Raw genomic sequence first — 21,468 nt, 5'->3', positions numbered from 1 at the left:
TCACCAATATGAGCCTTGACATGATGGTAGGTATTGACTAGGTGTATAGCCATTATATTGAAGCTGACCATTTGCGTATATGTAGTAAAGGTTATAATTAACGTATTCATTATTACTTTGTGTTGTTCCCCAGCAGTTAAGTATTGTGTAGTTGAAGTATGTGTAGGGCAGTGTTTGGTTGGGGAAATGCTCATACTCAGTGACCCAATTATAAAGTCCGCTTGGGTAATTATTCGTACTACCATAACCGGTTATTTCGGTTTGCGTTGGTGGAACTACCTGGCTTATTACCGTGTACCCTGCGGCTAGGTTGTACAGTGTCTCGTTAAATGTAAATATGGGCATAACATGCATTGGGAATACATTATTAACCTTAAGTATGTTTAGTGATGGTATTGGTATTACTGTGCCCATTGCCGCGTAATCATATCTGTTAATTATGTTAGTTATGTATAGGCCAGTGTTTGAGCCATATATCGATAGCAATGTCGGCACTCCTAGATTTATAAAGTAGGTATTAACGATTAATTCATTACCTGATTCATTAAGCACATAGGACATATATGGCAAAAGTGATGTGGCTGAATAGCCCTGAGGAATTACCGAGTTCTGTGGATTGGCCCAGGGATTTAGTGCTAGTATTATGTTACTGTAGTTAATGAGTACTAGGTACTGGGTTGTTGGGTAGCCCGTGGGTGGCCAGGGCATTTGTACGTTGAATACTATTGCGTTGTTCGTTATGTTGCATACGGTGTAGTTGATGCTGAAGCTTAATGCCCCTAATGTAGGTGTTACGGTTAATCCACTAAGTGTTGTGCCCAGTGCTGGCTTGTTGTTTATGGATACCTCAATTGGTATGTTCGTAGGTAGTGTATAGCTGTTGAAGTACTTTATTGATGCATTTACTACCGCGGCATTGCTAAGTATTAGCGCCACCCAGGAACCAACATATACCTTACTATTTGAATCATAACCGCTCAGCATATATGCATTGTTACCGAATAACGTATTCGGTATTAAGTGAAAGTTAGGTAAATAAACCGTTATTGGTGAACCTATAGTTTTACCATTAATGTATATAGAGGCAGTCCCGGTAACGCTACCGCCAATTAAATTGATAGGTTCATTTGGCGTTACTATTACCGTCACATTTATTATTGTTGAACTTGCCGTACTGCTAACAGTGCATTTATACTGATTATTGCTTGGCTGAGAACTTGGTATAACGCAAATAGTGTAACCGTTGTTGCCTGTGCCGCTGGTTGGTGGTGTTGGTGTTAGGAAGTTTATGCCCACTAGGTAGTTGCTTTGTGATTGCGTTACATTAAAGGTCGCGGATATTACGAAACCATTTTGCCCCATGAGTTCATCAACTGGGTATACAAACACCAGTGGGTATGTGCCTGTGGAGACTACCCAACCAACGTCGCTTTGATAATATTCCTGACTTGGATACGCTTGATAAGATGGCGCCCATAGTGAGTTGGCTTGTCCTGTGGAGTATATTCCGGGCCCGTTGCATGTGTATGTGTTTGTTTTAAAGTTGAATATACACTCCAGCGTTGTGTTGTATGTCATTGTGTTTGGGCTTATGTTGCAGATGCCGTTTGGCGCCGTTGATGCTGTTAGGTTTATGGAGTAGTTTAGTGTTAGGTGTTGTATTCCTAAGCTTGGTAAGTCGTAGGTCTGTTGGGCACTTGCCAGTATTAGCGATGAGTTTTCTCCTGAGTATACGTATTTGATGCCGGGTATTCCTAGGGCTCCATAGAACCCGGTCACTGCAGCTATGCTTGCATTTAGGTTGTTCTCTGGTACTATTAGTCCTGTTGGTGTATATATGCTGTTTATCATTAGTTTTAGTTGCGATTCAATCACGTTTGAGAGCGAGTAGGATACTGGCATGGAGGTTAGTGCGTGTAGGTATAAGGTGATTCCCTCATTCATTAGGAATTGACTATAGTTAATTGCGTAGCCCGTTACCACGGCGTTCATTACCTGTATTAATTGTTCAACGATTACCTGCGGGTCGTACTTAAGGGCATAGTACACACTCCTTTGGTATATGTATGCTGGGGTCATGGTGAATTCCCTATATATGAGAGCTACCACGAGTACGAGGAGTACTAGGAGTATTGCAATGATTAGTAGTCCCTGACCCCTCTTGTTAATGCTAGTCATGCCCATCACCCCATTGGGCCGAAGACGTTTCCTCCGTAGTATAGGTACAGTGTTACGTAATAGGCTGAGTCCTCTATGTAGACTAGGGATGTTGCCGTGCCCACTGGGGCGTTCTTTATTGATTTCCCGAAGACTATGATTCTGTTGCTTAGGTAGAATTGTGGTGATATTCCGTAGGGTATTACAAGGATTTGCGACTTAGGTATACTGCCTGTCTGTCCCTGGGAATTTCTGTAGACTGTGACTATGAGAAACATCGGTGAACTCGGCACATTCCAGTAGCAAACCGAGCTCTTTTGGCCGCTATTTGGGTTACCGTTACTTGGATATGTAGCCGTGCAGGGTACTGGACGTGATTGCTGGCTATTACCATTTGCTGGATTCAGGGAATAGTTTGTTTCTTGGAACACATAACCATAGACCGATTTATATATTGCCATTACCCTTAGTCCAAGCGATTTTTTCCCAGTGTTGTTGTAGATGATTTCTAGGCAGGTTGTGTTGAGGGCGCTTGGGTCTATGAAGAGTATTGAGTTCATGTTTGTGTTGTTGGGTAGTATCATTACCATTAGTAGTGGTATTGTTATGTTATTCGGCCATATTAAGTAGCCGTGATCTCCAATCCCGCTTATGCCTGCGTATGCGTCTATGTATATACTCGATGCGTTGCTTATGTATGGGTGGTTCACGGTTAGGTTGCCAGTCGTGCTTGTGCAGCTTAGGGTTGCCATGTTGAAGGTGGCTATTCCGTTATTGTTGGTGGTCTCTGGAGGCGATGTACCCGCGCATATTGCGAAACTAAATTTGTTACCGCTTGTGGTGCTGTAATACATAATTGTGTATGTTATTTGTACTGTTGCGTTGGGTACTGGTTGTTGTGGTTTTGTGTTGAACCTGGTCACTTGTACGGTTACTGTGTTTGTTGATGTGTTGTTTGTTACTGTTACGTTGAACACGGGGTATATCATTAGTTTGAAGTCGTAGTTGTTGCCTAGGCCCAGCATTTCCTTTACGTTGTTGTAATTGAGGGATGCCTTTGATAGGGTAGTCGGTATTATCATGAAGTAATCCGTTATGTATAGGCTTGTAATGTTGAGACTATTTAAGTAGCCAAAGAAGCCGCTATTTGATTGCGGTATTTGGCATATTGCTGTTGTTCCTGATGGTGGTGGTAGTGGGTTTATTCCGTTTTGGTAGTCCCAGTAGGTTAGGGCTAGTACCTTGAATGGGTCTAGGTTGTATGGTTGGTTTGGTTGGGCTAGTCCGAAGGCGGCCAGTTGGCTTGCGTTTAGGCCCCAGTTTTGTGGGTTTCCTGGGTTTGTGACAATGTATTGGAGTAGTGATTGCGCTATGGCGTTTAGTTGGAAAGTGTTTACCTCGGAGCCTGCGGAGTAGGAGTAGTTTGGTATTAGGGCTATGAATACTATTATTGCGATTATTATCGCTGGTATTATTATTGCTATCTCGATTGCGCTTGTTTGGCCTTTATTCGTTGTTTTAGAATTGATCATTATATTAATAAATTGAATGATCAGTTTTTAAACCTAGCTGATCATAAACTTCCAAAGCAGTTATGGGCGTTGTAGGGCAAAAACGCTTTAATAGGGGTTTGCGCCATGGTTTTCGTCATGGCTAGGCAGCCATATGTTTTTGAGGAGGTGGAGGTTCCGGAGGGTGTTAAGGTTGATGTTAGTGGCAGTAGGGTTGTTGTTAAGGGTCCATTGGGCACCTTGGAAAGAGACTTCGGTAACATACCGGTTATTATAAGGTCTGCCGATGGTTCAGTTATTGTTGAGTCCTACTTCGCTGGTAGGAGTGAGAAGGCTGTTGTTGGTACTGTGGCTGGTCACATTAGGAACATGATTCTTGGTGTTACAAAGGGTTGGAGGTATAAGCTTAAGATCGTGTTTTCCCACTTTCCAATGAATGCCAAGGTTCAGGGTAATCAATTGATCATCGAGAATTTCATGGGTAGGAGGTCGAAGATAACCCTTAACATACCCAAGGGTATTAAGGTGTCGACTACTAAGGATGATATTGTTGTGGAGGGTATTGATAAGGAGACTGTTAGTCAGTTTGCTGCTGCCGTTGAGTTGGCTACTACGTTGAGGGGCGAGGAGAGGATTAGTCCGCATGGCCGTGAGGGCGGTCCGGGTGTTCTTGACGGTATCTACGTGTATGCCGTTGAACACATTAAATGATTTATTCAAGGTAAATTCCGGATTTCTCGAGCCTTCTTTCTATGGCATCCTTGTCATCTGGGTAATAATTAATGGCTTCCCTTAGGTACTTCCTATCTATGTTTAGTTTGCTCTCTGGATCCGCCAGCATTTCTGCAATCCTTGATAGAAATTCATCGCCTTCCTCACTGGCCTCCCTTGCCTTGAGCACAAGTAAGTCCTCCAGTCTTATGCTTCTTATTTCTAGTCCATTTACTTTGATCCTCAGAGATTTACTTATCATGGCCTCAGGTATGTATATGTCTAGCAGGTTCTCCATTAGGTCCACCCTTACCACCTGCGCGTCTACTAGTACTTCGTAGTACATCATGCCGTTCATGTCCATGCCCACATCCCAATCATTATCCTTTGCTATTTCTTCAAAGAGCTCCGGCTCTGTCACAGTTGACTTGTTTATTATGAATATGTCTATGTCATGGACATTCCAATTAACGCCGTAGAGCAGGGGTAGCACCGCGCTTCCAATGAGCATGAAGTCAATGCCTCTCTTGCTCAATTCCGTGCCGACCTTTACTAAGGCTTTTTTTATTAATTCCAAGGTTTCCCTCAATTGATTATTCGTCATGCGTAGACTTTAAAATACCATGTAAATTTAAGTATTTTGCAGAGTATGTCGACTCCAGGCTTTAAGGCTGTGGGCATAAGGTTTGATTACCTACACGCCGAGAGACTTCAGTTGATACCGCCACAGACCCAGGTGGCGTTCAACGTAAACCTAGTAATAGGGCCCAACGCAACGCTGAGAAACGACATTGTGGAAATACCGTTCTCCCTAGCCGCCAATTCAAACCCATCAATCGTCAGCATATCAATAAGAGGCGCGTTGATAATTCAAGGCGAACCAAGGCAGGTCGAGGAGTTGGCTAAGTCCGTGAATTCAGGTAAACCATCACAAGCAATTCAAATGATGATTGGGCAATACGTATTCTTCGAGGTAAACCTACTCCTCAAGGAGCTAGGTATACCGCCGGCAATGCCCATTGTTCCTCAACCACAGCAGAAACAGGGCGAAGGAACCACAATGTATGCTTAACCCTGCGCTTGCTGCATTGATTGGAACTTCCTAATCGCCTTAACCGTGTACTGTAGTGGATTCTTAACACCACAACCCAGGTTTGTTGGGCATAGGCCTAGGCTGTTCATTTCCTGGCAGGATGGAGGCATGTAGAACTTATGCCCGCCCCTAAGGCCTGCAATGTGCTCCACTTGATACCTGGTTACTTTCTCATCGAAGTCGGTCACGGACTTGAATAGGTTAACCACGTCCTCGACACAGTCCTCCATTGGCTTGCCCTCTAGGTCATGGCACCTCCTAAGCATGTAGGCAGCCACCGCAAACCTGGCCTGGTGACTTGGGTTACCACCAGACTTTATTTCATTGATTATTGCCTCCATGCAGGGAGGCGTTAACCCACTCACTTGAACCCTAAACTTACTCACTGACTTGGTTCTATACTCCATGAGTTCCCTCATGCCGCCCAACGCATCAACTAATTGCTTCGTCTCATCAGCATTCTCCGACGCCTTAATTATGAACTCAAGGACCTTCTTCTCAACCACCTCCTCAATTAGCCTAACCAGGTCCTTATACGTAACCAAAACCCAACCTTTGAGTAGGTATCTATTTACGAGTTTCCAGTATGGGTCATTCCTTGGCATATATCTTAAGTAATCCCAAACCCTGACGCCGACGTCGAAGGTTAGGGCCAGGTTCTCGTCATAAATATCGAGATCCCTCAACCTCACGGTGTTGATACCGAATTCCCTAGCAACATACGTTATGCAGTCCGGGTCCTCAAGCGCCAACTTGCTGGAGAACCTCTTACTCTCAACATCTGCGAATCTTCTCCATAGGGATCTATCGAGGTGCGCCGCCAGGGCTACCGCCACGTAGTGGGCAAGTAACTCGTCATCCCCCAGGTCCGGGTCGTCAGTTATTGACCCCTTAAGCACGGCCTCACTGAGTATCTCATAGGCCCTCTGCAGTAGTTGCCTACCCATTACTGAGTTAGCCAAGTCATTTATGTAGATACCCCTCTCGCTTGTTATTTCCCTGAACCTCGCAAGACCCTCCTTACTAAATGGGTACTTAACGATAAAATTTACGTAATCATTAAAGCACCTAAGCACCTCAAGGCTCACCAAGTATTAATCTTCCATTCTGGTATATAAAGAAATTAGGTTTAGGGCTTGCCATATTACAAGGGTATAGTGCACTACCCATTACTGTGCTTTGCGGCAAAACTAATCATTAAAATCGCACCATTGAGACCCATTTTAAGCCTGATCGCAATTGCACCTTGAATGGTGCTACACCGCACCTAAAACTCCATTGTCCTAATTGTACGATTAACTGATTTAGTAATTAGCGGGTTCATATGCTATGTAGTTTGTCCATTATTAGCGCCTTGCCTAGGTCGTGAATGCTACTTATCTTAATAAACAATCCACCACCTATCTTGGATAACCTCATTAGTAGTTCGTCATCACTATTTTCACCAATGGCTATGGTGGATATTGTCGTGCCACTCCTCCTAAGTTTAACGGCCTCCTTAATGCACATACTTGAGTTCACCGTCCTGCCGTCAGTGACGCAGATCACGTGCTTGGAATTACTCCTTGACCTGGTTAGCACGTCCCTGGATCTCTCCAGGGCATTTGCCAGGTTTGTACCGCCACCAGCATATACGTACTTAAGCATGTAATTCATCTGCTGCCAATACCTCCTAACTTGGTGCAGTCCCCATAATACATCAGCCCTGAAATTAAAGAGAACCATTGCCAGCCTGTCATTAGCTTTGGAGAGGAATTGTATGTATTGGGTCACGGCATCCTTGGCAATCTCTATCTTGGGCATACCATTACTGAGTTCCCTCATGCTGCCTGAAACATCGAGGCATAGTACAATGTCTATTGTCTTGACGTTAGCATACTCCTTCACCACAATGTCCTTGTTCGTGAAGACCTTATGCATCATTGTTTTCCTGCTTAGGTTCATGGCGGTCCTCTGGAGATCCACGTCGAAGTAATTATCACCAACCTTATACTCCCTGACACTAACCACGTATGTTGGGTACTTATCAATGTCAGTAAACTTAACAATCTTGACCTGCCCCATACCGCTCATGGCATTTCTAACTACATTCCTCAGGGCCTCGAACATCTTCTCACCATCCCTGCTTCTCCTGAGGTCCGTGGGTAGAAGCCCGTAATTCCTTAGGTAGGGCTCCATTTTCCTCAAAACCTTGCTCTTCTCCACAATGTTAGAGTATGGATCTATGAACATGTTTATTAACTGGGCAAGGTTTAGAAAGTTCACAGTACCAACACCGCCATACAATATTTCATATATCGTGGATATTATCGAATCAAGCTTAGCATCCTTACTATGCTCATCAACGTTGGTAATCATTGTCCTACTGGCCATAAACTCCTGGTTTTCCTCCGTGCTATACTCCGTGCCAAAACCACCACCAATATTACTGGTGCTTCCCTCATTACTCTCCTCAGTATTCTCGCCCTCACTGGACTCGCCCTCATTACCCGCATTAAAACCAGCGACTTGTTGTATTGTTTGTTCCTCCTCGGACTCACCATGCTTCCTCTCAACATCCTCAAAGGCCCTCTCAAAGACCTCCTCTAGGACCCTCTTCTTATCGTCAGGGTTAGAAGTTTCCACTGATAAGTATAGGTTCTCAATGCCAATCCTGGTGACGGTCTCCTTAAACTTATCATAATCAACACCGCCCTCAAGTAGTATCCTCATCATTATATCGCTGGCCGCCGCCTCGAAACTCCTCACTGAACCCGGCCTAACAACCCTTGAATCTGCCTGTAAATACTCATAAACCCTACTAAGGACCTTGGTTATCACCTGCGCTGGGTCAATGCTCTCGCTCAAGTCCTAACCCCGGTTGTAATTAATCACACGCTGTATTAAATAACTTACCCATTTAACCACCCATGGTAATCACTTCCTTGAGTACCTCCTGTACATCATCACTGCTTCGTCAAACTTACGGGAGAGGTAGTCCCTCTTCTCTACCTCGTTTGCGAAGTTACCACGCACCACATTAACCATGTTACTAATGATCTCCTTCTTCAAGTCGTTCAGTGAAACTTCCCTACCCTCAAGCCAGGCCCTAGACATGGCCGTGGTTATTGCGTAAATGGCTGACCTAATGCTCGGGCCAACCTCTATATTGCTGTCCTGGGAGACCAAGGTCATGAATGTGGCGGTGACCTCAGTCATGGCATCTGGCGCCTTAAGGCCTAGGTGCTCCATGTATAGGCTGCTCTTCCAGGATAGTATTGACTTGAGGAGGTCCTTGTCTGGGTATGGTATTTCCACAACCTTCATCCTATCCGCCAACGCCTCACTGAGCTCATAAACACCTGAGTACTCGGCTGGGTTTGATGTGGCTACCACTAGGAAATCACTTCTTATCTTGAAACCCCTAATGAACACGTAGTGCTCTTGAAGAACCTGAAGCAGTGCTGCTTGGCTGTAGGGGTTCAACCTATTTATTTCATCAAGTATTAGTATACCGCCGTGAGCCATCACTAAAGGACCTGGTATATAGGCTAGTGGATGGTCAAGGCCTGCCTGTAGTGCAACGGCTATATCAATGTCACCCGTTAACTCCGTCGCGGTCATATGACTGTGACACGCCACCTCAATGTATGGAGGCTCCGATATGTGCAGTATCTCTGATAGTGATTCTGCCAGGGTGGTTTTTCCTATGCCCACGGGACCCATTATGAGGATGTGCCTACCTACGGCGAGGCTACTCAGTACATCCATAGCTATTTCATTTAATCCCTTAAGCTCACCCTCAAGCTCAGTGAGGATTTTCTTAACGCCCTTAGTCCTTATTGCATCGGCAATCATCTTGTTGACCTGAACCTCTTCCCTCTTAACCAAGTCTGATAGTCGCGGAAGTAATACCATCAAGTCCTTGCCTGTTGCCATTCAGTTCAGACATCCCTATTGAGCTTTAAATTTTTAGTGCTATAGGCATTTTCTAAGTTGAATGTACGATACGTAAAATAAGGCGCGCAATAAGGTGCAGGAGGAGAAAGGTATTAATATCCTTGCACAACTACGCCTTAGTCGACTCGAGAGGGTGATTCTAGTGAAGTATGGTTATTCGGATGAGGAAGACTTAAATGAATACGAACTGAAGCGAGAAATAAAGGACCCAAAGCAGCGATGGGTCATTAGGATAATAAGGTCAATGAAGGACTACTACAAGAAGTGCCCATATTACGATACGAGATCCAGTGACTGCTTCATCCTATTCAATACGGAAGACCACAAGTGCCCAAGGGAGGGCAAATACGAAGGATGCCCAATACTCGAGGAATTCCTGGCAAGTAAATACGATGAACTCAAGAAGAAGGGAATGCCAATACCGTACGACTTTAGGGACCTATCACTATACTAGGAAGAGACCCATTGAATAATCAAGCTTAAATAATTACGTAAATAATAATTACATCGTGGAAATACACACAGTGGGACCCAGCGAGTTCCTGAGCATTGATGGACCCGCCAACATAAAGGTAATTGATGGCAAGTTGTATGTATTGGGTGTTGAATACGGGCCAGGGAGCGCATTTACCGTAATGAGGGGCAGGAGGATAATAGCAAAGTCATTAGGTAATGGCAAGATAGAGGTCGTACTTGGTCCAGAGGGTAACCTCGAACGAATAAGCGGCGATGACGAAGTTATAGATGTTTGGGATAGGGCCTTGGCTGCAATACCGCTTAGGAACTCCATAGTAGTGGTGCTTGGTGCAATGGATGTTGGTAAGACCACCGTAACCACGATACTCGTTAATAAGGGCGTAAGAGAAGGACTCAAGGTAGGTGTAATTGATGGAGACCCAGGTCAGAATGACATTGGGCCGCCAACCACGATTTCATCGGCCGTTGCAGACAATCTCATAACCCACCTAACCCAGTTAAGGGGTTTGAAGTCAGTCTTTGTTAAGACAACGAGTATAGAGCATGTTTGGAATTACGTATTGAACTCCATCACTAAGTTGGTTAATGATCTTAGGCAGAATTACGGTGTCGACACCGTGATAATAAATACCGATGGATGGATCTCCGATACAACGGCCATAGGGTTCAAGCTTGAGATCATTAGAAGGGTGAACGCTAATTACGTGGTTGTTATTAAGCGGGGTAATGAAGTTGATGAATTAATCAATAAGTTGACCGGGATCGTTGAGAACCCCATTATAATACCGTCATCACCCAATGCCAGGATTAGGGATAGAGATGATAGGAAGATACGTAGGGAGATGGGTTATAGTAAGTATCTAATGCCATCAAGGGATCTAAGCATAAACCTCAGGGAGAAACCAATCATAAACCTACCACTATACAGTGGGTTAACCTACGATAGATCCATGCTTCGCCTAATCAGGAGGAGCCTCAACCTGCCTTTGTATTATGTTGAGCAATGGGGTAACGTGGCCATAGCCATAGGCAACACCAAGGAGTTTCATGCCAGGAGCCTAGGCGGTGTCAGTGTGGCGGTACTACCCATGAATTGGGAGAGAGGCTTATTGATCGCCCTGGAGGATGAGAACCATTACCTACTATCGCTGGGTATGCTACGAAGAATCTACTATAATACAGGCAAGGCGGTAATATCAATACCCAGGACCTTTAACTACGAGAATGCAATCAGCCACATTAGGCTTGGCATGATCAGGGTTAATGATAATTACGAGGAAGTTGAGAAGGTCCTGTATATTAATAGACTTGAATCCCTACTATCCAGCAGTAGACGCGCATAGAAGTAGTAGCATGCATTGTCTATCAACGAGAGAAAGCAATTTTAGGCGGCTCTCTAGTAGTGGTTAATGGTTAACAGGGTCATTAAGAGAGACGGCTCTGAGGAGAACTTTGTAATTGAGAAGATCGTGGTCAGCATTCTCAAGGCCGGCGCACCAATAGACGCGGCCAGGAGGATAGCCAGGAAGGTTGAGTGTCAATTCATGGATGTAGATAAGGTAACCGCCAAGGACCTAACCAAGGCGATACTTACGGAACTTAAGAAGGCCAATGAGGAGTGGTATAGGAACTGGGTGGTTTTCGATAGGGCAGTGAAGCGTAGACTAACTGAAACGGAATTAGGTTAGGGATAAAATCATCCTGTTCATAAGGATCCTACTTATTCTTATTCTTTCCCTTACTCTTTGGCTCCTCTCTTTTCCTCTTTACCTCTCTACTCACTGGCTTTAGGCTGTTTTCATAAACCATGTTTAGCAGGACTATAAATACTGTCGCGATTATCATTACCATCAACACCCAGGGTATTAACCCCAGCGCCAATGGACCCAAGGCACCTGATGCAAACAGTTGGGAAACGCTGGTGACATTTTGCGGTGATACTGGAACAAAGGTATAACCATGCTTTATTAGAATAGCTATGTATGCCGCCAACCCTATCATTAATCCCGCATAGACGACATTTGCGTACTTAACAACACCATCAAGCTTCATACGCGCTATACCGCGGATAAACCCTTTTAAAACACCTCCTCTCTCACTCACCATAAATGCGTAGGGTCGTTTACCTAGGTAGACACCTAATGCTTAAGTCGAAGTACCTGGATAAACTCAGCAACGGTAGATTCACAACGATTAGGCTGGGTATCGTTAGGCCTAGGTATAGGGAGGTCTTTATACATAGTGGTGGTGCTGTGGTTGCGAAGGCTAGGATTGTGAATGTCTCGTATAAGAGGATTTCCGACCTGACTGATGATGATGCTGTTATGGATGGTTTTACGAGTAGGCAAGTCTTAATTGATGAATTGAGGAGAATTTACGACGATGTTTCCGATGACGATTGGGTCACAATACTAATGCTCGAGGTCACCAGAATGATTGGGTATAGGGATGATGACTCCGTTGGGCTTAGCCCAGTTGATATTGCCAGGTTTGCGCTTAGGTATAACGTGCCCATGAACGAGGAGGAGAGGAGGATACTCCAGGAATTAATCAATGAGGGTAGTATTCGTAGGGCAGCAATTAAGTTGTTCGGTTCCTTTAAGGGCAGGGTAATAATCAGGAGAATCGTGAGAAGAGCACTTAAGCACTTAGTTAATATGGGCGTTTTGAATGATCATTAGGGTATGCGTTCTATCCCTATCTGAACCCTCATGTCTTCAATATCCCAATCCATTGTAAGGGCATTGGTTGACGCCCTATTGCTCACTATATCCACAGCCCTAACCTCATTCATTATGTAATCCCTAAACTCACTTATTGCAGTGAGCAAATCGTTACTCCCTGTACTCACGTAAACCCTAATCCTCTCATCAACCCTAAGGTTTGCCTTGGCCCTCATGGTCTGTATACGCCTCACTACCTCCCTAGCCAACGCCTCATAGTACAGTCTCTTATCCATTACCTTACTAAGACATATCTCATAACCCTTACCCTGAGCCCTAACATACTCATTCTCATTGCATTGACCTAAGTCGCCGACAAACTGAACCTCCTTAACATTAGCCAGGTACTCAAGTAAGTGCTTTACCTGTCCCAGCATGCCTTGGTCTCCTCCCTCAACCTTAACCATGGCCCTTGCCAATGGCCACCTCAACTTCACCTTAATCCTATTCCTCATTTCAGCAATGTCTGAGAACAAGGCAAATAACAGTTCGAAGGCACCCTCTAGCTTCTCATCAATGTACTCCTCGCTTACCCTCGGTATTGACATTAAATGCACACTTATTGCTTCCTCCCTCTCGAACTTCCTTATGAAAGCATTCCACAGATACTCAGTTACATGGGGCACAAGCGCAGAGCCCATTATCAATGCACCCTTAATGACCCTATACAGCACTGCATAGGCTACGTACTTATCCTCCCTACTCTCCTCAGTCCAAACCCTACGCCTAATCAACCTAATATAGCCATGACTCAAGTCATCAACCACCAAGTTGACCCATTCCCTAGCCGCCATATGCAACTCCATGTTATTCATATAACTAATGAACCTACGCAACCTACTATGGAACCTACTGAGCATCCACCTATCCTCAATCAATCCCCTACCCATTAACTCCTCAAGTCTATGCACAGCTGGATCAAACTTATCGAGCGCCATGTAGGTATCTGCAAATTTAACCACATTCCACAGTATCGATAGTACGCTCCTTGTCTCGGCTATTTCATCAGGGTCAACGGACATTGTATCCCAGGGGGCTGACTTAATCAGTAGGTAAAGTCTCGTTGGGTCAGCACCCCACTTATTGAATAGATCCTCGGCCCAAATCACATTACCCTTGGACTTACTCATCTTCTGTCCATACTTATCAACAACATGGCCACTGATCAATATGGACTTATACGGCGCCCTACCCATCCATAGCACCGAGGTCACCAGTAATGAGTAGAACCAACCCCTCGTCTGGTCTATCGCCTCTGTAACCCAGTCATATGGGTACAACCTATCAAACAACTCCTTATTCCTGAGACCATCAACACTGGCTATCCATGCCACGCCACTGTCCATCCAAACATCAACAACGAAGGGTTCCCTAACCCACTCCCTGCAGTCCTCGGTTTCTATCCTTACCATGTCAACCCAAGGCCTATGAACAAGCATCTCACTTGGCACATTGGGTATGAACTTTGCATACTTCCTCAACTCATCCATTGAGCCTATGACCAAGACCTTGCCTGGATCATCCTTGCAACGCCATATAGGTAGTGGCGTACCCCAAACCCTACTTCTCGATATCGTCCAATCCCTGGCATTCGCAACCCAATTATCGAACCTATCCCTCAGGAAGTCGGGATGTATCTTCACCTTCTTAAGCTCCTCAACCAGCTTATCCCTGTATGCGGACACCCTAATGAACCACTGCCTATCAGACCTATAGATCAGTGGTGTACCGCACCTCCAGCAGTGTGGGTAGGCGTGCACTATGGTCTCATGACGAAGGAGCAAACCCCTATTCTTTAAATCATCCATGACTTCTTGGGACACGTCGAGCCAGTACTTACCACGGAATCCACCGCCGTTTTCATTGAATATACCGTTTATTTCCACGGAATTCGTCACAGGCAAACCATACTTCTTAGCTACCTCAAAGTCCTCAGGACCGTGAGCAGGGGCTATGTGAACTAAACCAGTACCGTCCTCAAGGGTCACGAAGTCAGCCAAGACCACGTAATGAGCCTTATCAATGTGACTTGCATGTATTGGCACTCTCTCCATGTATATGTGCCTATACCTAGTCCCAGCCAATTCTGAACCCTTAACAACCCTAACAATTTCATAATCCTTAATTCCGAATTTCTCCATCAACTTGGGTACAAGGGGCTCGGCGAGCCATAGGTACTCCGTGGTGTTATTAACATTGACCTTAACCAATGCGTAGTTAAAATTGGGATTAACGGCCACGGCCTCATTATCAACAAGGGTCCAGGGCGTTGTCGTCCAAATAACCAAGTAGGTATTACTTGCTCCCTCAACGGGGAACTTAACGAATATTGATGGGTCCTCCCTATCCTCATAACCCTGGTCAACCTCAGCATCACTGAGCGCCGTTTCACACCTTGGGCAGAATGGTAATACCCTATAATCCTCGAATAAAAGCCCCTTTTTCCAGGCATTCTTTAGGAAGGCCCAAACATGCTCTATGTAGTAAGGTCTCCTAGTCTCATAGGCCCTTTCCAGGTCAAGCCATAGGCCAAGCCTTCTCGTGCCAATCTCCCTCCACCTCTCAAGGTAGTAATCAACCAGTGAGTTACACTCAAGGCTGAACTTCTCATAACCCACCTTCTCAATATCCTTCTTAGTCCTGAGCCCAAGCTTCTTCTCAACCTCGATCTCCACGGGCAACCCCTGCTCATCCCAACCACCCTGGGCCCAAACCCTATAACCAAGTAGCCTATGGTACTTGAGGACAACGTCCTTATACGTCCTACCCCTAATATGACCAACATGCGGAAAACCATTAGTAGTTGGCGGACCCTCAAGAAAAGTAAACCACTTGCCGGCATTCGCAGGTCCTTCATGCCACTTACCCTCAATGTTCGCCTCACGCCAATACTGCCTAACAAACTCCTCAATCCTTTTTACATCGAACTGAGTCTCCAGAGTAAAACGTGAATCAATAACGGACACCCAGTCATAGGATTTATTGAGTATTTAAAAATTTCACGCAATGACATTACCATAGACCTTCAGTAACTCATTTACAAGCCCTCCCGCAAGCATCATGTAGGCGCTTAGCGGCACCCCAACGTTTTCCGTCAGTAAGTGAACCAGTGCCTCTGCATAGAAGGCTGTCGTCAGCGCTGAGAGCTTTCCAAGGGCACTCACCAACTGAGTCACCGGCTTGTTCTCACCGCTAATTATTGATACAGCCAATGAACTCAATTGTATTGGCAAGGTTACCAGTGCGGTTACACCCACATTAGCGCTAAATAGCTTGAGCATGTACATGACCATGCTGACCCAATGCTCATTCCTATCAATGCCAGTGATGAAATCACGCCAATACTGCTTAACAAATTCCACACAATTACCTCCCTTAAAGAAGTCCGTATTCGTCGTCGACATAGCCGTACAGTAGGTCTCACCCAACTCATCGGCAATGCCAAGCAACTCATCCCTATACTTATTGAGCACCTCTATGTCGACCGCACCCACCCTATAGGCCACCGGTATTTGCTCAAGTACGTGATTTACAAACACCACGTAATTACCCCTCTTTACCTCATCGAAATATAGTATTTGATGCCCGTTCATACCAAATCAACGGCAATAAACTGACCTATATAAGTTCTATTTCCCTTAACCTCAGAAGCGCGGTAATGCCGTATTTAGCGCATTAACAAGCCTATTGAGGCTGTCCATGCCGACCTCCTGCCGCGGGCCCATGGCATTCATGTCCAGGGTCAGCGGCGTAAGCGCGATATTGCCCTCCCTATGCACTACGTAGGTGTCCGTATTCTCCTCAGGTTCAATCAATGAACCAAACAACCAGTAGTACTTACCTCCACGTGGGTCGACCCTAACGTCGATCTTCTCGGAGAACTTAAGCTTCGAAGCCCTAACAAGCTTAACCTTAATGTCCCTACTAATAGTCCTTGGGAAGTTTATGCTAATTACATCAACGCCCCTGGGCATTCCGTGCCTAAGCACGAACATAACCGACTCCCTAACCACAGCCCTAAGCACAGGCTCAAGCTCCTCATTACCCTCAAGCTCATCACCACTCTCAACATCGACCGAGTACGCAATGGCCGGGATACCAAGCAGTGCCGCCTGGAATGCGGCGCCGAGGGTTCCTGACGATAGTATTACCTGCATTGACGTGTTATCACCAATGTTTATACCCGAGAGGACGAGGTCGACATTACCCGTTATTTCCAAGGCCGCTAAGTATATCGTGTCGGAGGGCGTACCGGATGTCGCATATACCTTAAAGCCGCATAGGTCCATCACCGAGACCCTAAGAGGCTTGTGAAGCGTTATGCCGAGGCCGGAGGCCGATTTGGGGGTCTCCGGTGCAACGACATATACCTCGCCTAGGTCCTTTACGTATTCATACAGCATCCTGAGCCCTGGGCTGTATATACCGTCGTCGTTTGTTACGAGTATCTTGGCCACAATGGTTCTTAGGGTATAGGTTTATAAAGGGTTTCGTGCTCACTAGTCAAGGACTGTAAGTCAGGGTTTGGGTGGTGGATGAGCCATGAGTAAGGAGGTTGTTGTTCCAGGAGATGTTGTTGGTATTGCTGAGGAATACCTGCCTGGGGAGAACGTGGAGGTTGGTGTGGATGGTAAATTAAGGGCTCAGGTCATGGGGGTGGTCATACGTAATGATAAGGAGCATGTGATCAGTGTTAAACCCATAAGGGGTAGTAATTTGTTGTTGAGGGTGAACGATGTTGTTTATGGTAAGGTTGTGGCGATACCAAATGATAGGGTCGTCATTGTGAAGATAATCGGTGTTGAGAATAATGGTAGCAGGACAGTGCTAAAGGATGACGCGACGGGTATAATACCGCCATCTCAACTGTTGAATGGGAGGAACGGCAGTGCCAGTGAGGTTCTCGGCATTGGCGATATAGTTAGGGCCAGGGTGATATCGAAGGACCCACCTTACACATTGACTTTAAGGGATGCGCAGCTTGGCGTGGTTTATGCCAAGTGCCCTAGGTGTGGCCATCCGTTAAAGTGGAAGAGTGGGGAGTTGCTTCAGTGCCCTAATTGTGGCGCCGTGGTTAGGCGTAAGGTTAGCCTTGTTGAGTATTGGGCTTGATCAGTCGTAATACCATTCTTCACTGTTCAGGGGTCGAGGTGGTCATCACCGCATTTAATGCGTTGAGGTAGGTATTAAAAGCTTCCTTGACCAATGAATTTATGGTGATGATGACTGGTATTTCTGAGTAGTGAGGAGTGGCACCAGAGCTGACTTCACCGGTAAAACTTAATATTAATGTACCCGCATGTTTTCTGTGAGATTCTCGATAGATGTTAGGCTCAGGGGTAAGGTCTTCGTTGGCGTGGGCGTTGTTCGTAATGTTAGGAACAGCGAGTACCCGGGTGGGTTGTTGAGTGTGATTGATGATACGGTCAGGGAAGTTAGGTCTAGGTATAGCCTTGATAGTCTCAAGGATGACCCAATCATCAGGTATTACAGGGACTTCTACTGGCACGAGCTTGGTATAGACCCGACAAAGCAGAGGCCTGCCCAGGAGGCTTTGCTTAGGAGGGTTCTTAGGGGTGAGGATTTGCCGAGGATCAACCCAATGGTTGATATTGGTAATGCGGCGAGTATAAAGTACCTCGTGCCCATTGGGCTTTACGACATCGATAGTTTTGGTGGTAGAGACTTGGTCATTAGTTATGCCAGGGATGGCGAGGTCTTCAACCCAATCGGCTCACCACGGAAATCCTTAACCAGCAACCAGATCATACTCTCGACGGTGGATGGCCTAATACTGCATGTGTATCCCTATAGGGATTCCGAGACCACCAAGATGAGGCCTGAGACGAGGAATGTCTTAATCGTAACCGCTGGAGTGCCCGGCATCGATGAAGATAGGCTAGTTAATTCCGCCCAATTCATAATTAATCTGGCGGTTAAGTACCTGGGAGGAAACGCCCACGTTAATCCTACAGTGGTTAGGGATGAAAGGGATATAAACGCGTGATGGGTTACAATTTTGACTCTGTTTAGGGCCAACGATCACTTAGCCTCATTTAGTAGTGCCGGGTCTGGTTCATAGAACTCCCTTAGGTCTGGGATCAAGTCGCTCATCCTCCTAAGCGTATTCACCACATCCGTTGCAGTGAAGTCCCTGCCGTATATTTCAAATAAGCCCTTTGGCCAGTTATAGCCAAGCTTTAGTGCCTTGTCTATATCACCCCTGGTGCATATACCCAGCCTCTCCATTCTTAGTGATTCGTTGACCATGGGCGCCAGCAGGTCCAGTAAATTCACCCTGTCAGCCAATTCCCTCGGTATATCCGGCCTAACCCACCTGCCCGGCTCCGGGTATTCATAGAACCCCTTCCCAGTCCTTATGCCTATCCTACCCTCCCTGTACATTTTCTCAATTAGGCTGAACACAAACGTTCTTGCCTTAGCCAGCCCCTTGGATGACTCGGTCTCAGGCGCCACCCTATCTATCTCCTCAAATAGGTTCCTACTCTCATAACTTAGCTTTATTCCCCCGGTGAAGTCCGTGAGTGCGAAGACGCCCATGGGGAGTCCAAGTCTATAGATCAACGCCGAGTCCATCGCCCTATAGTCATAGATGCCCCGCATATATAGTATGAAGACCTGCGTACTCAGTACACCAAACACCCTATTGGCTATGAAACCCCTTACATCGCGCCTAACGAGAATAGGCTCCTTACCAACCCTCCTTGCCAGGTCCATGAGTGCGCCGGCCGTCTCATCACTGGTATCCCTGCCCTTTATAACTTCCACAAGCCTCATGAGAACCGGCGGATTAAACCAGTGGAAGCCCGCGAATCTACCCTTATACTGAAGCACCGATTGCAAGTAGGTTATTGGTATACCGCTTGTGTTGCTCGCTATTATTACGTCCTTACCGACGTAACCCTCCAACTCCCTATACACCTGGTGCTTAACCTTTGGATCCTCGAACACAGCCTCAATTACCAAATCAACACCCCTGGCCGCATTACCCAGATTATCAAACACATGAATCCTCTTCATGACGGTATCAACGTCCTCACGAAGAGAGCCCTTCTCACGTAGCTTACCAAGGCTCCACCTAATACCCTCAAGGCTCTTGGGTATCACGTCCCTGTAAGCATCATAGACATTTACCTCAAAGCCATTCATGGCAAAGACCTCGGCTATACCGCTCCCCATGGTCCCAAATCCAACTATGAGAATTCTCTCGACCATATAATCAGTAGAAGTACCCGTAAATGTAAATATTAGGTGTATTTTTACTCTTAATATATTTTCATATATAATAAATGTATTGCTATTTAATAATTTGTAAAGTATATATTACCATCCCTCCTAACAACCCTGACCCTAGCCCCTATCCTCAGCGCATTCAAATCACCAACGTAATTCGCCTTAACCTTGGCTCCATCGAAGTCCACGAGAACGACTATTGTCTTTGTTGGCAATCCCCTCTCTATTATTGTGTATGAGTAGATGGTGCCCTCGCCGTAGCCAATAACCTCCAGGTTCGTTGAGCCGCACCTGGGACACCTGGTCCTTGGCATGTGGAACTTATAGCCACATGCCCTGCACCGTGTTATTGGCACTAACCCATTTTCATAGATTCTATTGTACTCCTTCAGTAATTCTTCGAGTTCCATACTAAACACCAAGGACCAAGGTTGTTGAGTGATTAAGTATGCCGCCAATTGCATTGACAAGTGCCCTACGGGCTCCCTTAACCTGCCTTTCACCGGCCATGCCGGACAGTTGGGTTAATGCCTCTGTAAGTATCACGCCGCCGCTCATGTACGCTGGTTGTCCGGTGTTTAGGGAACCGCCATTAACGTTTATTGGGTATGTTGACGATGGCGAGAAATCATGATCCTCCGCGAACCGCCAACCCAAACCCTTCTCGGCCAAGCCAATACCCTCTAGCTCCAGCACGATCATTATTGTGTATGCGTCGTAAAGCATGAATAGGTCAATATCGTTTATGCCAATGTTGGCCTCGCTAAGCGCCTTGCCTGCGCTTATTGGGATAACCGTATTCAAGATGTCATCCCTATCAAAGAGTGGGCTTGGATCGTGGGCCTCGCCATAGCCAAGGATAGAGGTGGGCGTGATCTTCGACTTCCCAGCCAAGCTCTCATTAACGATTAGGAAAGTCGACATACCATCCACAGGCATCACAACCTCCAGTAGCCTCAGTGGGTAACTCACCATTGGTGAGTTCAATACATCGGCAACACTTATCGGCTCCCTGAATATTGCATCCTTATTATACCTAGCATTGGCCCTCTCCCTGACGGCGATCATTGCCCTGCCCTCATCAGTGGCGTTATACACGTGTGAGTACCTCAAGGCCACCATGGCGTAGTCACTGGTTGGTAGGAACTCAATAACCCTGTGGGTACTTACGTAGTTCCTAGCCACAAGACCCTCATCAATGCCCCTCCTCCTAAATACGCTACTCTTGCCACCGCCAATTACCAAGACAGCCCTCGCAAGCCCATTCTCCACTGCCTTAACGGCCCGATAAACAAGGGCATTGAATGAGGCACCGCCAAACTCGGCCACGTCAATGTACCTAAGCCTCCCAATGCCCAGATAATTGGCGACTTGGTTGGCGAGCATTATCCTGATCGGCCTTTCATCAACCGCGGTGGTGTGAACAATGCCCAACCCATCCGCCTCATCAATACTGATACCACCCATCTCAAGCGTCCTTTGTACGGTCTCGCCAATCAATTCAAAGAAGCTTCTCCTGCTCTCCTTCTCAATTACCTGGTGAAAGCCCGTTATGTATGCCTTTCCCATAAATTACCTGATTAATAGGAATAAATTTATTTTT

21 protein-coding genes are annotated in these 21,468 nt (G+C 46.0%); 8 read left to right on the top strand and 13 right to left on the bottom strand.

Annotated features, from left to right (window positions below; all coding sequences use genetic code 11):
• Both Vsou_RS11905 and Vsou_RS11900 read right to left on the bottom strand, forming a co-directional pair.
• The gene (locus Vsou_RS11905) at positions 1-2,178 is read right to left on the bottom strand and encodes a hypothetical protein (RefSeq protein ID WP_229709829.1); all 2,178 of its coding nucleotides are present in this window, start codon (positions 2,176-2,178) and stop codon (positions 1-3) included.
• A 5-nt stretch (positions 2,179-2,183) separates the two neighbouring features.
• The gene (locus Vsou_RS11900; RefSeq protein ID WP_188603369.1) at positions 2,184-3,689 is read right to left on the bottom strand and encodes a hypothetical protein; all 1,506 of its coding nucleotides are present in this window, start codon (positions 3,687-3,689) and stop codon (positions 2,184-2,186) included.
• 117 nt (positions 3,690-3,806) lie between these two features.
• Here Vsou_RS11900 and Vsou_RS11895 point away from each other — a divergent pair, with 117 nt between their 5' ends.
• Positions 3,807-4,379 (top strand): 50S ribosomal protein L6, encoded by a 573-nt coding sequence (locus Vsou_RS11895; RefSeq protein WP_054844189.1) that lies wholly within the window; start codon positions 3,807-3,809, stop codon positions 4,377-4,379.
• Position 4,380: 1 nt separating this feature from the next.
• Here the strand turns inward: Vsou_RS11895 and Vsou_RS11890 are convergent, their stop codons facing one another.
• On the bottom strand, positions 4,381-4,968 hold the full coding sequence (locus Vsou_RS11890) for a nucleotidyltransferase (RefSeq protein ID WP_264890733.1): 588 nt from the start codon (positions 4,966-4,968) through the stop codon (positions 4,381-4,383).
• Between the two features lie 60 nt (positions 4,969-5,028).
• Between Vsou_RS11890 and Vsou_RS11885 the strand changes: the two genes are divergently transcribed.
• Positions 5,029-5,451: a hypothetical protein gene (locus Vsou_RS11885; RefSeq protein WP_054844173.1), complete on the top strand. Its 423-nt coding sequence runs from the start codon at positions 5,029-5,031 to the stop codon at positions 5,449-5,451.
• Here Vsou_RS11885 and Vsou_RS11880 read toward each other — a convergent pair.
• The 3 genes from Vsou_RS11880 to Vsou_RS11870 all read right to left on the bottom strand — a co-directional run bounded on the left by Vsou_RS11880 (position 5,448) and on the right by Vsou_RS11870 (position 9,390).
• Positions 5,448-6,560, bottom strand: a complete 1,113-nt coding sequence (locus Vsou_RS11880; RefSeq protein ID WP_229709828.1) for a DNA primase — start codon at positions 6,558-6,560, stop codon at positions 5,448-5,450. The two genes, Vsou_RS11885 and Vsou_RS11880, sit on opposite strands and share 4 nt — an antisense overlap.
• A 232-nt stretch (positions 6,561-6,792) precedes the next feature.
• Complete coding sequence (locus Vsou_RS11875; RefSeq protein ID WP_229709827.1) at positions 6,793-8,319, bottom strand: vWA domain-containing protein; 1,527 nt, start codon at positions 8,317-8,319, stop codon at positions 6,793-6,795.
• 69 nt (positions 8,320-8,388) lie between these two features.
• Entirely contained in the window at positions 8,389-9,390 is a 1,002-nt protein-coding gene (locus Vsou_RS11870; protein ID WP_188603367.1) for an AAA family ATPase, read from the bottom strand.
• Between the two features lie 94 nt (positions 9,391-9,484).
• Here Vsou_RS11870 and Vsou_RS11865 point away from each other — a divergent pair, with 94 nt between their 5' ends.
• The 3 genes from Vsou_RS11865 (at position 9,485) to Vsou_RS11855 (ending at position 11,576) form a co-directional block, all read left to right on the top strand.
• A complete protein-coding gene (locus Vsou_RS11865; protein WP_229709826.1) occupies positions 9,485-9,865 on the top strand; it encodes a hypothetical protein in 381 nt (126 codons plus the stop codon).
• 55 nt (positions 9,866-9,920) lie between these two features.
• A complete protein-coding gene (locus tag Vsou_RS11860) occupies positions 9,921-11,231 on the top strand; it encodes a Clp1/GlmU family protein (protein ID WP_188603366.1) in 1,311 nt (436 codons plus the stop codon).
• 66 nt (positions 11,232-11,297) lie between these two features.
• Positions 11,298-11,576: an ATP cone domain-containing protein gene (locus Vsou_RS11855; protein WP_054844172.1), complete on the top strand. Its 279-nt coding sequence runs from the start codon at positions 11,298-11,300 to the stop codon at positions 11,574-11,576.
• A gap of 28 nt (positions 11,577-11,604) precedes the next feature.
• Here Vsou_RS11855 and Vsou_RS11850 read toward each other — a convergent pair whose 3' ends face one another.
• Positions 11,605-11,940 (bottom strand): hypothetical protein, encoded by a 336-nt coding sequence (locus tag Vsou_RS11850; RefSeq protein ID WP_188603365.1) that lies wholly within the window; start codon positions 11,938-11,940, stop codon positions 11,605-11,607.
• A gap of 56 nt (positions 11,941-11,996) precedes the next feature.
• Here Vsou_RS11850 and Vsou_RS11845 point away from each other — a divergent pair, with 56 nt between their 5' ends.
• Positions 11,997-12,569 carry an ASCH domain-containing protein gene (locus tag Vsou_RS11845; RefSeq protein WP_054844170.1) on the top strand — a complete coding sequence of 191 codons (573 nt, stop codon included), beginning with the start codon at positions 11,997-11,999 and terminating at the stop codon, positions 12,567-12,569.
• Here Vsou_RS11845 and ileS read toward each other — a convergent pair.
• The 3 genes from ileS to surE are packed head-to-tail and all read right to left on the bottom strand — an operon-like array spanning position 12,566 to position 17,068.
• Positions 12,566-15,577, bottom strand: coding sequence for an isoleucine--tRNA ligase (ileS, locus tag Vsou_RS11840; RefSeq protein WP_188603364.1), 3,012 nt, complete (start codon positions 15,575-15,577; stop codon positions 12,566-12,568). The genes Vsou_RS11845 and ileS overlap by 4 nt on opposite strands.
• A 33-nt stretch (positions 15,578-15,610) precedes the next feature.
• A complete protein-coding gene (locus Vsou_RS11835; protein WP_188603363.1) occupies positions 15,611-16,204 on the bottom strand; it encodes a hypothetical protein in 594 nt (197 codons plus the stop codon).
• Between the two features lie 51 nt (positions 16,205-16,255).
• A complete protein-coding gene (surE, locus tag Vsou_RS11830; protein ID WP_188603362.1) occupies positions 16,256-17,068 on the bottom strand; it encodes a 5'/3'-nucleotidase SurE in 813 nt (270 codons plus the stop codon).
• An 85-nt stretch (positions 17,069-17,153) separates the two neighbouring features.
• Between surE and Vsou_RS11825 the strand changes: the two genes are divergently transcribed.
• Together Vsou_RS11825 and Vsou_RS11820 are read left to right on the top strand one after the other, a co-directional pair.
• Positions 17,154-17,723, top strand: a complete 570-nt coding sequence (locus Vsou_RS11825) for an exosome complex RNA-binding protein Csl4 (RefSeq protein WP_188603361.1) — start codon at positions 17,154-17,156, stop codon at positions 17,721-17,723.
• A gap of 196 nt (positions 17,724-17,919) precedes the next feature.
• Entirely contained in the window at positions 17,920-18,618 is a 699-nt protein-coding gene (locus Vsou_RS11820; RefSeq protein WP_188603360.1) for a B3/B4 domain-containing protein, read from the top strand.
• A gap of 35 nt (positions 18,619-18,653) precedes the next feature.
• On the opposite strand, the gene Vsou_RS11815 is transcribed toward Vsou_RS11820, so the two are convergent.
• The 3 genes from Vsou_RS11815 to Vsou_RS11805 all read right to left on the bottom strand — a co-directional run bounded on the left by Vsou_RS11815 (position 18,654) and on the right by Vsou_RS11805 (position 21,434).
• Positions 18,654-19,847 (bottom strand): 3-hydroxyacyl-CoA dehydrogenase, encoded by a 1,194-nt coding sequence (locus Vsou_RS11815; RefSeq protein ID WP_188603359.1) that lies wholly within the window; start codon positions 19,845-19,847, stop codon positions 18,654-18,656.
• A gap of 86 nt (positions 19,848-19,933) precedes the next feature.
• Positions 19,934-20,275: a Zn-ribbon domain-containing OB-fold protein gene (locus Vsou_RS11810; protein ID WP_188603358.1), complete on the bottom strand. Its 342-nt coding sequence runs from the start codon at positions 20,273-20,275 to the stop codon at positions 19,934-19,936.
• Position 20,276: 1 nt separating this feature from the next.
• Positions 20,277-21,434, bottom strand: a complete 1,158-nt coding sequence (locus tag Vsou_RS11805) for a thiolase family protein (protein WP_188603357.1) — start codon at positions 21,432-21,434, stop codon at positions 20,277-20,279.
• Positions 21,435-21,468 lie beyond the last annotated feature (34 nt).

The sequence above is a fragment of the Vulcanisaeta souniana JCM 11219 genome (genome assembly GCF_026000775.1).
In the GTDB taxonomy this organism is placed as follows: domain Archaea; phylum Thermoproteota; class Thermoprotei; order Thermoproteales; family Thermocladiaceae; genus Vulcanisaeta; species Vulcanisaeta souniana.
Note: the sequence above shows the minus strand (reverse complement) of the source record. Positions and strands in the feature narration are given on the sequence as shown.